The organism is Pseudomonas syringae pv. coryli str. NCPPB 4273 (assembly GCF_000972175.1).
Lineage (GTDB): Bacteria > Pseudomonadota > Gammaproteobacteria > Pseudomonadales > Pseudomonadaceae > Aquipseudomonas > Aquipseudomonas syringae.
This window is the reverse complement of record NZ_AWQP01000054.1, coordinates 1-12,652: the sequence shown is the minus strand read 5'-3', so window position 1 is coordinate 12,652 and position 12,652 is coordinate 1. Positions and strand designations below refer to the sequence as shown.

Genomic DNA, 12,652 nt, shown 5'->3' with positions numbered 1-12,652 from the left:
GCATGGCGCGTTGCGCCTAAGCGCAACCAGCTTGGATATGGTGTTCCGTAAGGAGGTCGTCTCGGTCTGCATGATGGCCGTGCTGATTGTCTTTTTTGTATTGCTGGCAGGGCGCTTTAGGGCCGAAAGGGGTCAGATTCACCCACGCATTGCTTTAACCGGGCAATAACCTTAGGAGATGTTTTTTCGATATCGACCCTACCAGCCCTATCAAGGTAGATGTCTATCGTTGCCCAGCGCTTAGGTGTGATGTCCATGCATTTTCGTAAACCTCTGTCGGTCCACCAAAAGAACACCATGAAGAAGTTCTCATCAGGAAATACATGACCAAACTCCGATGTCGCTTCCCCCGGTAGCATTCGCTGCCTTGTAATCTGGTCGTGAGTGTTCCAAATTAAGCGCAGTTCGTCCGTGGCTTCTTTAGGGTAGTGGACAATTACGCCTGGAGCAGCAAAGTACCAAGCCACCAGCGGAGCTATCAATAGGAAAAGGAACAAGTAACGGGCCTTAATTTTCTTTGCATTTGTGCTCAATAACATGTGCTCCCCATTCTTGAGCGGCTGGTTGGGCACCTTAAGGCCGGAAAGGATCGGCGTCACCCTCACATCTCTTCAAGCGAGCAATAACGTCAGGGCCAGTTTTAGCAGTTTCGATGCGGCCTCTGCCATCGAGGTAGATGTCTATCACGCTGCCCCATTTTGGCGTAATTGCTATACACCTCCGCAGACTCTTTTCATTCCACCAATCAAAGTTCATAAAAAACTTCTCATTGGGGAAGATATGCCCGATATCGTATGTGCCTTGACCCGGAAGCATTCCTTCTTTATGAGTGTTGTGCTGGGTGTTCCAGATCACACGAAGCTCGTCTGTAGCTTCTTTAGAATAATGGACACGAACGACAGGGGTCGCCACGCACCAGAACAGCGCTGGAAGAATTATGAGTGCCCCAATAAGATACCGGGCCTTAATATTTTTCACAGACATGGACACTGGCGCCATCTCCCCATTCTGACGGTGTGACCGCGAGTACTTTGTCCATGATCATTCTTGCCGTGACGCCTCCGTTTGGACTCTCATAGAAGAGTTTAACGCCAATGCCAATAGAAATCCGATCCGGGACGTCATCCCATGCGCGGAGTCCCTCTAAGTTCTCGGTGCGTTGAGGGCCTCGGTGTTTTATGCTTTCCTGTGGTTTTGTTATGTCACAGATCGCCCCGACAGAGTCTGAGACTATCTGCTCTAACCCCACACCGTCGGCAAGCACGCTTTCTGAAAGCTTCCCCCCTGCGCGGCCAACATAATCGTAGTGAATGTTAGATCAAATATCATAAAAATACTCGTACTCTCCTTGGTTGTGGTAATACCCACCGCACTTCTTATGAGTTTTCGGCTTGTGGTCCCAATCCTTATACTGCCCGACACGCTCAGTCCAAATCGCCATTGCAGCAGCGCCATTTGCTGCGCCAATAGCTTGAGGGCTCGTCGCGCCAACTTCAGTGAATTCGGGGCTATGGGCACGCCTCGGAGACCATAACGTTTGACACTTACGGTTCTGGAGTGCCGGTTAAGGTCGGAAGGGGTCTGGTCGCCCCACACACTGTTTCAGACGAGCAATGACGTCAGGCGCTGTTTTGGCTGTGTCGATCCTGCCGATATCATCAAGATAGATGTCTATCGTACTTCCCCATTCAGGCGTAATGTCGATGCACCTCTGAAAACCTTTGTCGGTCCACCAATCGAACATCATGAAAAAGTCCTTGTCAGGGAATATGTAGCTGAACTCAACGGCTGAACCGCCGTGCCTGATATCACCCCTGTGGATTCTGTCTTGAGTATTCCAAACGTATCGAAACTCCTCCTTGCTATTCGCAGAAAAATTGACCGCTACGACCGGGGAGGCAAAATACCAAAAAGCCACAGGAAGGATGATGAGTAGAAGAAGCATCCAGCGGCCATATCGGATCTTGGGTTTATTGACAGACATGTAGTTGGACCCCTTTACCCCATGCCTGGAGCGGTACTGCAAGCACTTCGTCTATGATCATCTTGGCCGTGATGCTTCCTTCAGGATGTCGTCTGCGTTCTACTTGGTGGTTGTGATGGGTGTCCTTTGGTAACGCTGGTAGGCAACCTTACGACCGAAAAGGATCAGGTTCCCCGGCACATTGTTTTAAACGAGCGATAACATCATGGTCAGTCACAGCAGTGTCGATTCGACCTTTATCATCAAGGTAAATGTCTATCATCCGCCCCCATTTCGGCTTCACGTAGAAACACCTCTGAGATCCCTTATCGGTCCACCAATCGAACCTCATGAAGAAATCTTTATCAGGGAAGATTTGGCCCCACTCAACCGCTGAGCCTCCACCTGCGGGCATGTCACCCTTATAGATTTGATGCTGAGTATTCCAGATGTATCGAAACTCGTCCTTTCCTTCATGAGAAAAATTTACTGCCACGACTGGAGAAGCTAAGTACCAAAAGGCGATAGGGCCGACCAATAGGCCAACAAGCAGCCAACGGCCATACCCGGTTTTAGTTTTGCTTGCATTTGTGTTCACGGATGCCTTTCCCCCATGCTTCAGGTGCTACTGCAAGAACTTCCTTCATTACCATTTGTGCCGTAATTCCGCCGGTGGGATTTTGGCTGAACAGCTTGATCCCAATGCTAATCGAAATCCGGTCTGGGGCGTCGTCCCATGCACGGAGTCCATCAATGTCGGCCGAACGATTAGGCCCCGGAAGTTTTCTTTCCTCTTTCGGTTTCTGTAGGACCTCGCCTACTTTCCTGAGTGTGTCTGAAACGATCTGCTCAGCACCTGCGCCATCCAAAAGGATGCTTTCGGAAAGCCCCCCAGCTCGCCCGACGTATCCATAGTGAATGTTCGACCAGATATCATAGAAGTAATCGTAATCGCCCTGTTTGTGGTAGACGACGCCGTCGTATTTCGCGGCGAGTATCGGCTTGTGATCCCACGGGCGATTCTGACCAACACGTTCTGCCCAGATGGCAAAAGCCTTTGCTTGCATACCGGCCGCCATGCTGTAGAAATCCGGGCCGGGGCCAAGGCGCAAATAAAATGGAAGCGCCTCATACTCCTTCATCTTTGCAGCCGCATCGAAGCTATTGAGGTCTCTCATCTGCCGAACTTCTGGGCTGTTGATGTTGGTGTTCATCTCGCCAGCAATGTAGGTCGCCAGCTCTTCCATCCTGTCGGGATCTTTGCAAACAACGGTTTCCGCTTTTGGCTCAGGCTTCGCCTCTGACTCTTTACCGGCAGCCCCAGGCTCAACCAAAGCGTTCGCCGCCAAGGCTTTCTCCGTGAGCTTCGGGTCAGCCAACAAGGTCGCCATCTTCTCGTCGTCCACGGAACCGTCTGGCCGGAAGGCCCCCAGCGCCATGAAGTTAATAATGGTCGCGCGTCCAGCATCACCCATGACGAAGCCGCCACCAACATTATTGGAGCCCGTGATGATTGTCCCGCCGTGACTGGTTGGGCTTCCCAGGTGGGCCATAGGACGGCCATTCACTTGAATAGAGGGGAAACCCGAAATGATGACCGCCCCGCACCCACAGGTATCACCCACGCGTGCCGCGCCCAGGCCATTGATGTTGACGTCACCGGATGCAGAAGTGATTGGCGTTGTACCGTGACCCGGCAATGGGCAGGCGTGCTTGTCGCCCAATCGGGCTGAAGAAATCATTGCAGGCCGTCCTTGTGTCTTTGATCCGTAGACAATAATCAGCGTTTAGTTGACGCATGGGAGGCTATTGGAAACGTGAAAGGCGGTCTGTAGGAGAAGTCTTAATTTTCGCGTAGTGCCCTGAGAATCTGATCGGGATCTCATCTATATTTCTGGCTGTGGTGGGTGACATCGTCGTAGTGGTAACAAATCTTAGTGCCTGAAAGAGTCTGGCTGGCCGTGGGGGGGAAGGTGGTGTGAGAGGACGGCGGGTGTGAACCCGCCCCCTACTCGATTCTGCGTTTATAGGTCTCGGGCCGTCAATCAGGCCGCAGCAGACAGGTGCTCGTAAAGAATCGTCGCACCCACCACGATCAACACGATACCGCCAATGATTTCAGCGCGTTTGCCGACCATGGTGCCCAGCACCCGGCCCAGCATCACGCCGATGGTGACCATGACCGTGGTCGCCAGGCCGATGGCCAGGGCGGCAACCACGATATTGACGTCGACAAACGCCAGGCCTACGCCGACTGCCAGTGCATCGATACTGGTGGCGAATGCGGTAACGGCGAGAATCCAGAAAGAATGCTGCCCCGGCTTTTCCTGCTCTTCGTCATCGTCGTGCTTGATGCCGTTGTAGATCATGTGCAGGCCGAGCACCAGCAACAGGGTGAAGGCGATCCAGTGGTCCCAGCTCTCGGCGAAGCGCGCAGCCACCTGGCCGATGCCCCAGCCGATGACCGGCGTGATGGTTTCGATGGCGCCGAATATGAGGCCCGTGCGCAACGCTTCGAGAAAGCGCGGTTTATGCAGGCTTGCTCCTTTACCGAGGGCCGCAGCAAAGGCGTCCGTGGACATGGCAAGCGCGAGAAAGAGGAGGGAAATCGGATTCACGGTTATATCCAGTCGGGCTATGAGTCAACGACGCAACCACACGCCCGACTTTAGGCATGGATGCATCGTTGGTCTCGCCAACCAGAAGGTGTTCGCACCACGGCATGCTGCCGAGAATGTTGATACGAACGCTCTGTGACCGGAGTCAAGAGCAGGCTACTCCCCAACAAGGGCCGCCACTATAGCCATGTGAATGTGAAAAATATATGTACGGGGCCGAGTGAGGGCAAAAAAAACCCCATCACGAGGATGGGGTTCTTCTGATGCCTGCTTTCGTGCTTACACTTGAACAGCCGGGATGTTGGCGTTCGCAGCGGCTTCACGGAACTCGGCGATCTGATCGAAGCTCAGGTAGCGGTACACGTCCGCTGCCATAGTGTCGATCTGGTTGGCGTAGCCCATGTACTCTTCGACCGTCGGCAGACGACCCAGAATCGAGGCAACGGACGCCAGTTCGGCCGAGGCCAGGTAGACGTTCGCGCCGTCACCCAGACGGTTCGGGAAGTTACGGGTCGACGTCGACACCACGGTCGCGTTCGGTTCCACGCGTGCCTGGTTACCCATGCACAGCGAGCAGCCCGGCATTTCCATGCGTGCGCCAGCCTTGCCGTAGATGCCGTAGTAGCCTTCTTCGGTCAACTGGTGAGCATCCATCTTGGTCGGCGGCGACAGCCACAGACGCGTCGGCAGCTGGCCCTTGACCTGATCCAGCAACTTGCCCGCAGCGCGGAAGTGGCCGATGTTGGTCATGCAGGAACCGATGAACACTTCGTCGATCTTCTCGCCCTGTACCGAAGACAGCAGGCGGGCATCGTCCGGATCGTTCGGCGCGCAGAGCACAGGCTCCTTGACGTCGGCCAGATCGATTTCGATGATTTCGGCGTACTCGGCGTCCTTGTCGGCTTCCAGCAGCTCCGGGTTGGCAACCCAGGCTTCCATCGCCTGAGCACGACGCTCCAGGGTGCGAGGATCACCGTACCCCTGTTCGATCATCCAGCGCAGCAGGGTGATGTTCGAATTCAGGTATTCGATGATTGGCTCTTTGGCCAGCTTGATGGTGCAACCGGCAGCCGAACGTTCGGCAGAGGCGTCGGACAGCTCGAAAGCCTGTTCGATGCTCAGGTTGTCGAGGCCTTCGATCTCCAGGATGCGACCGGAGAATGCGTTCTTCTTGCCTTTCTTCTCTACGGTCAGCAGGCCAGCCTGAATCGCGTAGTAAGGAATGGCGTGAACCAGGTCGCGCAGGGTAATGCCAGGTTGCATCTTGCCCTTGAAGCGAACCAGGATCGATTCAGGCATGTCCAGCGGCATGACGCCCGTTGCCGCAGCGAACGCCACCAGGCCGGAACCGGCCGGGAAGGAGATACCGATCGGGAAGCGGGTGTGCGAGTCGCCACCGGTACCGACGGTGTCCGGCAGCAGCATGCGGTTCAGCCAGCTGTGGATGATGCCGTCGCCCGGACGCAGGGAAACGCCGCCGCGGGTCATGATGAAGTCAGGCAGCGTGTGGTGCGTCTTGACGTCGATCGGCTTCGGATAGGCCGCGGTGTGGCAGAACGACTGCATGACCAGATCGGTCGAGAAGCCCAGGCATGCCAGGTCTTTCAGTTCGTCGCGGGTCATCGGGCCAGTGGTGTCCTGGGAGCCGACGGTGGTCATCTTCGGTTCGCAGTAGGTGCCCGGACGAACGCCCGCTACGCCGCACGCCTTGCCGACCATCTTCTGCGCCAGGGTGTAACCCTTGGTGCTTTCGGCTGGCTGGTCAGGGGTCTTGAACAGGTCGAACTCCGGCAGGCCCAGTTCGGCGCGCGCCTTGCTGGTCAGGCCACGGCCGATGATCAGCGGAATACGGCCGCCAGCGCGGACTTCGTCGAGCAGCACCGGGGTCTTCATTTCGAAGGTGGTGATGACTTCGTCGCTGTCGTGCTTGCAGACCTTGCCAGCGTAGGGATAGACGTCGATCACGTCACCCATGTTGATGTTCGAGACATCGAATTCGATTGGCAGAGCGCCAGCATCTTCCATGGTGTTGTAGAAGATCGGAGCAATTTTGCTGCCGAAGCAGAAACCTCCGGCACGCTTGTTCGGGACGTAAGGGACGTCGTCGCCGAAGAACCAGAGTACCGAGTTGGTTGCCGATTTACGCGAGGAACCGGTACCGACCACGTCACCGACGTAGGCAATCGGGAAGCCCTGACCGCGCATTTCTTCGATCTGCTTCATCGGGCCGATGGCGCCCTGAACGTCAGGAACGATGCCTTCACGGGCCATTTTCAGCATGGCCAGTGCGTGCAGCGGGATGTCTGGACGCGACCAGGCATCAGGGGCAGGGGACAGGTCGTCGGTGTTGGTTTCGCCGGTGACCTTGAAGACGCGCAGGCTGATCTTGTCGGCCAGCGTCGGACGCTTCTTGAACCACTCGCCGTCGGCCCAGGACTGCAGGACAGCCTTGGCGTGGGCATTACCGTTCTTGGCTTTTTCGGCCACGTCGTGGAAGGCGTCGAACATCAGCAGGGTGTGCTTGAGTTGTTCGGCAGCGACCGGCGCGAGGGTGGCGTCGTCGAGCAGCTCAACCAGGGTGACGATGTTGTAGCCACCTTGCATGGTGCCGAGCAGTTCGGTGGCGCGTTTTTTGTCGATCAGGGGGGAAGTGGCTTCGCCCTTGGCCAGGGCAGACAGGAAACCGGCCTTGACGTAGGCAGCTTCGTCAACGCCTGGCGGAACGCGATTGGTGATCAGATCGACAAGGAAAGCTTCTTCGCCAGCCGGGGGATTCTTCAGCAGCTCGACCAGGCCTGCAGTTTGTTCGGCGTTAAGCGGCTGGGGCACGATGCCCTGGGCGGCACGCTCTTCGATATGTTTACGGTAGGCTTCAAGCACAGTATTAACCCTCATCAGTGGTCCCAAATGGGTGTCCGGGACGCTCATCCAGAAATCGCCCGTACCCACGCAAGGCTTATTGAGCCTTGTTGGCAGGGTGTCGGTGATTCCTAACAGAAGCTGCTTTCAAAGTTTTACGCCTGCAGGGCGGGGGGAGTGGCGGTCGACACGGCCATTCGTGATGAGGGAATGGCCTGTCGACGCCGCACTGCGGGATTAACTTGACTGTGCTCGTGACGCTTTGAAAACAGCTTCCAACGGACATTGGCGCCTTAAAAGGCTCGCTGATTCTACGCCAAAACTTTGCCAAAGGTAAGTTAGCCCCTACATCTTCGGGGGTGAACTTGCTTAGACAAAGGGCTAACATGAGCCCTTGTTTCGCCTTCCCCAGTCCTGCCTGACATGCCCGATTACATTATCAAAACCCCCTGCGTCGGCCTTTGCTCCACTGTTTACGGGGATCTGGTGTGCCGTGGCTGCAAGCGCTTCCACCACGAGGTCATCCACTGGAACGGCTACAACGAAGATGAAAAAAGAGCGGTCTGGCTGCGTCTGGAGCAACTGCTGGTCCAGGTGATGACTGCCAAGCTCGAAGTCTTCGATGCCGACAAGCTGCGTGCGCAGCTCACCCAGCGCAAGATCCGCTTTGTGCCGCACCAGTCCGAATATTGCTGGGCTTACCAGTTGATCGCCCGTGGCGCGCGGGTCATCAGTCAGGTCGAGGCCTACGGCTTCGTGCTGTTGCCGGAGTTTCGCGATTGGACGCTGCCGGAACTGCGTGATGCGATCGATCGCGAGTTTTTCCTGCTGTCCGAGGCGCACTATCAGCGCTATATCGCGCCAGGCTTTCTGCGCGACGCATTCGGCGCCTGACAAACCCGGCATGCTTTTGTGTCGCGAGGCATCGTGGCTCCTCGTATAATGCGCGGCCGTGCCTCTCCGTCATTCTGTGAGCCTATGTACCCGATCCCTGAAATCGAAGCCTTTTTGCTTTGCCGCACCCCCGACAGCTGGGTCCAGGCCGCGCTGCGCAATCTGGACATCCTGTTGATCGACCATGCGAACAACGAGAAGAAGGCCGCCGGGGCTGCGTTCCAGTTCATGTTTCAGTACAACGACAAGTTCGACCTGTTGAGCAAGATGTCGCGTCTGGCCCGGGAAGAGCTGCGCCATTTCGAGCAAGTCATCAGCATCATCAGAAAGCGCCAGATCCCCATGGCCAACATCAGCTCGGCCCGTTATGCCGGAGCGCTGCGCAAGCTGGTGCGCAATCACAACCCTTACCGGCTGACCGATGCGCTGATCGTCGGTGCCATAGTAGAAGCTCGTTCCTGCGAGCGCTTTGCCGCGCTGGTGCCGCATCTGGACGAAGAGCTGGCCAAATTCTATGGCGGTTTGCTGAAGTCCGAAGCGCGGCACTTTCAGGACTACCTCAAGCTGGCTTACAGCTATGGCGACAAGGCTGATGTCGATGCCAAGATCGAGGAGATCCGTCTGGCCGAGCGTGAGCTGATCGAAAGCCCTGAAGAAGAGTTCCGCTTTCACAGTGGTGTACCTGTCGCCGCCTGATTCCTCTCGCGTTCCCTCCAAAAACGACCGTCTTGCCAGCGGTCGTTTTTTTATGGGGATTTAGTAAGCACGCTAATAAATGCTTTGACAACGGCTGCCTAGGCAGTAATATTTTGCAATCACTGCCTAGGCAGCTATCTGGGTCAATCCGTGAAACATTTCAGCCCCGACAATTTCGAATCCAGCCTCATCGGTCTGCTGGTCGGTCGTACCAATGCGCTCAAAGACCGCATGCTCGACAAGTACCTGCTGCCCTATGACGTGACGTTCGCGCAGTTCAAGGTGCTGATCATCATTGCCCAGTTTTCTACCGATACCCCCGTGGAATTGTGTCGGCACCTGTCACTGGACAGTGGTTCGATGACCCGCATGCTCGATCGCCTGGAACAGAAAGGGCTGGTGGTGCGCCAGCGCTCCGCGACCGATCGTCGTCAGGTGCGTCTGGCACTGACCGAGCAGGGGCAGGCGCTCTCCGATCTGCTGCCGCAGATTGGCGCGGACGCGATGAACGACACGTTCGCAGCGCTCGACAGTGACGAGGTCGAGAGCCTGAAAAGAATTCTCACCAAGGTGCTGGTGGCGGCTGATGACCACATCACCCTGACTCGTTTGAGCTTCAACCCCAAAGCTAAAAGCTGAGCGGCCGACGTGCTGGCAGGCGTTAGCCTGATCGCCGTCGTTCCGTCGCTTCGCTGATAAAAGGTAACTGCCATGGCCACTGCTGCCGCTGAAAACACATCTGCCCAAGCTCCTGAACAGCCGCCGAAGTCCGGCAAGCGCAAGTTCATGCTGATCGGGCTTGCCATTGTCGTGGTGATCCTCGCGCTGGGCATCTGGGCCTGGTACGAGATCTACGGTCAATGGAGCGAAGAGACCGACGATGCCTACGTCAATGGCAACGTGGTTGAAATCACCCCGCTGGTCACCGGAACCGTCATCAGTATTGGTGCGGACGATGGTGATCTGGTGCACGCAGGGCAGGTTCTGCTGAAGTTCGACCCGAGCGATGCCGAAGTCTCGCTGCAAAGCGCCGAGGCCAATCTGGGCAAGGTTGTGCGCCAGGTGCGCGGCCTGTACAGCAATGTCGATGGCATGAAAGCGCAACTGGCCGCACAGCGTGCTGCCATGCAGACCGCTCAGGACAACTACAACCGTCGTCGCAGCCTTGCAGCCGGCGGGGCGATTTCCCAGGAAGAGCTGTCGCACGCCAGAGACAGCCTGACCAGCGCGCAGAGCGCCCTGAACAACATTCAGCAGCAGTTGAGCACCAGTGTGGCGCTGGTCGATGACACCGTGGTGTCCTCGCACCCGGACGTCAAGGCCGCGGCTGCGCAGTTGCGTCAGGCGTACCTGGCCAACGCTCGTTCGACGCTGGTGGCACCGGTCACCGGTTACGTCGCCAAGCGCACCGTGCAGCTGGGGCAACGCATTCAGCCGGGCACCGCAACCATGGCGGTCATCCCGCTGGATCAGTTGTGGATCGATGCCAACTTCAAGGAAACCCAGCTGGGCAAGATGCGCATCGGTCAGCCGGTGGAGATCAGCTCCGACCTGTATGGCAGCGATGTGAAGTACAGCGGCACCATCGACAGCCTGGGGGCCGGCACCGGCAGTGCCTTTGCGTTGCTGCCTGCGCAGAACGCGACCGGCAACTGGATCAAGATTGTCCAGCGTGTGCCAGTGCGGGTGCACATCAACCCTGAAGAGCTGGCGAAGTACCCGTTGCGCATCGGCCTGTCGACCACGGTTGAGGTCAACCTGCACGACCAGAGCGGCCCGGTCCTGGCGCAACAGCCGCGCAAGCAGGCCGCTTTCAGCACTCAGGTGTACACCGAGCAACTGGCTGACGCCGACGCGCTGATCGCCCGCCTGATTCACGAGAACAGTGCGCCCGGTGGCAAGACTGCCGTTCAGCGCTGAACCGCCAATCCGTGAGCCCCGGCCTGCCGGTCGGGGTGTCGCATTCGTCTTCAGGGATTCGCGATGAGCAACAACGCCCCCGCTTCTTTTACCCCGCCAAGCCTGTTGCTGTGCACCATCGGTCTGTCGCTGGCGACCTTCATGCAGGTGCTCGATACCACGATTGCCAACGTGGCGCTGCCGACCATCGCCGGCAACCTGGGGGTCAGCTCGGAGCAGAGCACCTGGGTGATCACCTCGTTTGCGGTCAGCAACGCGATTGCCTTGCCGCTGACCGGCTGGCTCAGTCGTCGCTTCGGTGAGGTCAAGCTGTTCCTGTGGGCCACCATTCTGTTCGTGATCGCTTCGTTTCTGTGCGGTATTTCCCAGTCCATGCCGGAACTGGTGGGCTTCCGCGCGCTGCAGGGGATGGTCGCCGGTCCGCTGTATCCGATGAGCCAGACCCTGCTGATTGCGGTGTACCCGCCCGCCAAAAGGGGTATGGCCCTGGCATTGCTGGCGATGGTGACGGTAGTTGCACCCATTGCCGGGCCGATCCTCGGTGGCTGGATCACCGACAGCTATAGCTGGCCGTGGATCTTCTTCATCAACATCCCCATCGGCCTGTTCGCTGTGCTGGTGGTGCGTAGCCAGATGGCCAAAAGGCCGGTCAGCACAGCCCGTCAGCCGCTGGACTACATTGGCCTGCTGGCGCTGATCGTCGGTGTGGGCGCGCTGCAGATAGTGCTCGACAAGGGTAATGATCTGGACTGGTTCGAGTCGAACTTCATCATCTTTGGCTCGCTGATTTCGCTGGTCGCGCTGGTCTTCTTCGTCATCTGGGAAATGACCGACAAGCACCCGATCGTCAACCTGCGCCTGTTTGCCTACCGCAATTTCCGCATTGGCACGCTGGTCATGATCGGCGGCTATTCCGGCTTCTTCGGCATCAACCTGATCTTGCCGCAGTGGTTGCAGACCCAGATGGGCTACACCGCGACCTGGGCGGGGCTGGCCGTCGCGCCGATTGGCATCCTGCCGGTACTGATGTCGCCCTTTGTCGGCAAGTACGCGCACAAGTTCGACTTGCGTCTACTGGCCGGGCTGGCGTTCCTGGCGATGGGGCTGAGCTGCTTCATGCGTGCAGGCTTCAACACCGACGTGGATTTCGAACACGTGGCGATGGTGCAACTGTTCATGGGCATCGGCGTGGCGCTGTTCTTCATGCCCACCCTGAGTATTCTGCTGTCCGACCTGCCGCCCAATCAGATCGCCGATGGCTCCGGGCTGGCAACGTTCCTGCGCACCCTGGGCGGCAGCTTCGCAGCCTCGCTCACCACCTGGATCTGGATCCGCCGCGCCAACCAGCATCACGCCTACCTGAGCGAAAACATCAGCACCTTCGACCCCGCCACCCGTCACGCCCTCGACAGCCTGGGCGGTGCCAGTCCGCAGGCCTATGCGCAACTGGAGCAGACCCTCAACGCCCAGGCCTACATGATGTCCACCGTGGATTACTTCTACCTGCTGGGCTGGATATTCGCAGGACTCATCCTGCTCGTCTGGCTGGCCAAACCCCCATTCGCCGCCAAGGCCGGGCCTGCGGCAGGGGGCGGGCATTGAGATGGGTTTCTCGTGCCAATGGGATGGCATGCAGTTCGTGACTGCTTCAACTGCTTCAACTGCTTTAGATGTGCTTTTCTATCACGATGGCACTGACGAC

At 57.5% G+C, this 12,652-nt stretch carries 12 protein-coding genes, 1 pseudogene and 1 riboswitch; of the genes and pseudogenes, 5 read left to right on the top strand and 8 right to left on the bottom strand.

Annotated features, from left to right (window positions below; all coding sequences use genetic code 11):
• Positions 1 to 116 precede the first annotated feature (116 nt).
• The 8 genes and pseudogenes from P406_RS21005 to acnB form a co-directional block, all read right to left on the bottom strand.
• On the bottom strand, positions 117 to 539 hold the full coding sequence (locus P406_RS21005) for a hypothetical protein (protein ID WP_046237300.1): 423 nt from the start codon (positions 537 to 539) through the stop codon (positions 117 to 119).
• A gap of 34 nt (positions 540 to 573) precedes the next feature.
• Entirely contained in the window at positions 574 to 984 is a 411-nt protein-coding gene (locus tag P406_RS21000; RefSeq protein ID WP_046237264.1) for a hypothetical protein, read from the bottom strand.
• Positions 965 to 1,489 (bottom strand): annotated as a pseudogene (locus tag P406_RS20995) (polymorphic toxin type 44 domain-containing protein); the annotation flags it as partial. The pseudogene P406_RS20995 and the gene P406_RS21000, both read right to left, overlap by 20 nt.
• A gap of 75 nt (positions 1,490 to 1,564) precedes the next feature.
• Positions 1,565 to 1,984 carry a hypothetical protein gene (locus P406_RS20990; protein ID WP_046237299.1) on the bottom strand — a complete coding sequence of 140 codons (420 nt, stop codon included), beginning with the start codon at positions 1,982 to 1,984 and terminating at the stop codon, positions 1,565 to 1,567.
• Positions 1,985 to 2,132: 148 nt separating this feature from the next.
• The gene (locus P406_RS20985) at positions 2,133 to 2,561 is read right to left on the bottom strand and encodes a hypothetical protein (RefSeq protein ID WP_235810358.1); all 429 of its coding nucleotides are present in this window, start codon (positions 2,559 to 2,561) and stop codon (positions 2,133 to 2,135) included.
• Entirely contained in the window at positions 2,536 to 3,705 is a 1,170-nt protein-coding gene (locus tag P406_RS20980) for a polymorphic toxin type 44 domain-containing protein (RefSeq protein ID WP_046237263.1), read from the bottom strand. The genes P406_RS20985 and P406_RS20980 overlap by 26 nt, the downstream gene beginning before the upstream one ends.
• 303 nt (positions 3,706 to 4,008) lie before the next feature.
• Positions 4,009 to 4,581, bottom strand: a complete 573-nt coding sequence (gene mntP / locus P406_RS20975) for a manganese efflux pump MntP (RefSeq protein ID WP_003409706.1) — start codon at positions 4,579 to 4,581, stop codon at positions 4,009 to 4,011.
• A 6-nt stretch (positions 4,582 to 4,587) separates the two neighbouring features.
• A riboswitch (yybP-ykoY riboswitch) is annotated at positions 4,588 to 4,753 on the bottom strand.
• Positions 4,754 to 4,860: 107 nt separating this feature from the next.
• Entirely contained in the window at positions 4,861 to 7,461 is a 2,601-nt protein-coding gene (gene acnB / locus P406_RS20970) for a bifunctional aconitate hydratase 2/2-methylisocitrate dehydratase (RefSeq protein WP_046237262.1), read from the bottom strand.
• 402 nt (positions 7,462 to 7,863) lie between these two features.
• Here acnB and P406_RS20965 point away from each other — a divergent pair, with 402 nt between their 5' ends.
• The 5 genes from P406_RS20965 (at position 7,864) to P406_RS20945 (ending at position 12,552) form a co-directional block, all read left to right on the top strand.
• Positions 7,864 to 8,334: a DUF1289 domain-containing protein gene (locus tag P406_RS20965; RefSeq protein WP_002554470.1), complete on the top strand. Its 471-nt coding sequence runs from the start codon at positions 7,864 to 7,866 to the stop codon at positions 8,332 to 8,334.
• Between the two features lie 84 nt (positions 8,335 to 8,418).
• Positions 8,419 to 9,030 (top strand): MiaE family protein, encoded by a 612-nt coding sequence (locus tag P406_RS20960; RefSeq protein WP_046237261.1) that lies wholly within the window; start codon positions 8,419 to 8,421, stop codon positions 9,028 to 9,030.
• Between the two features lie 150 nt (positions 9,031 to 9,180).
• Positions 9,181 to 9,669, top strand: coding sequence for a MarR family winged helix-turn-helix transcriptional regulator (locus P406_RS20955; protein ID WP_003409713.1), 489 nt, complete (start codon positions 9,181 to 9,183; stop codon positions 9,667 to 9,669).
• A 72-nt stretch (positions 9,670 to 9,741) separates the two neighbouring features.
• Positions 9,742 to 10,950, top strand: a complete 1,209-nt coding sequence (locus P406_RS20950; protein WP_046237260.1) for an HlyD family secretion protein — start codon at positions 9,742 to 9,744, stop codon at positions 10,948 to 10,950.
• A 42-nt stretch (positions 10,951 to 10,992) separates the two neighbouring features.
• Positions 10,993 to 12,552: a DHA2 family efflux MFS transporter permease subunit gene (locus P406_RS20945; protein WP_226488771.1), complete on the top strand. Its 1,560-nt coding sequence runs from the start codon at positions 10,993 to 10,995 to the stop codon at positions 12,550 to 12,552.
• Positions 12,553 to 12,652: the final 100 nt, after the last annotated feature.

Bases quoted from the DNA above. Each gene is read 5' to 3' on its own strand.
- P406_RS21005 (WP_046237300.1), bottom strand. From the start codon at position 539: ATGTTATTGAGCACAAATGCAAAGAAAATTAAGGCCCGTTACTTGTTC.
- P406_RS21000 (WP_046237264.1), bottom strand. From the start codon at position 984: ATGTCTGTGAAAAATATTAAGGCCCGGTATCTTATTGGGGCACTCATA.
- P406_RS20990 (WP_046237299.1), bottom strand. From the start codon at position 1,984: ATGTCTGTCAATAAACCCAAGATCCGATATGGCCGCTGGATGCTTCTT.
- P406_RS20980 (WP_046237263.1), bottom strand. From the start codon at position 3,705: ATGATTTCTTCAGCCCGATTGGGCGACAAGCACGCCTGCCCATTGCCG.
- P406_RS20965 (WP_002554470.1), top strand. From the start codon at position 7,864: ATGCCCGATTACATTATCAAAACCCCCTGCGTCGGCCTTTGCTCCACT.
- P406_RS20960 (WP_046237261.1), top strand. From the start codon at position 8,419: ATGTACCCGATCCCTGAAATCGAAGCCTTTTTGCTTTGCCGCACCCCC.
- P406_RS20950 (WP_046237260.1), top strand. From the start codon at position 9,742: ATGGCCACTGCTGCCGCTGAAAACACATCTGCCCAAGCTCCTGAACAG.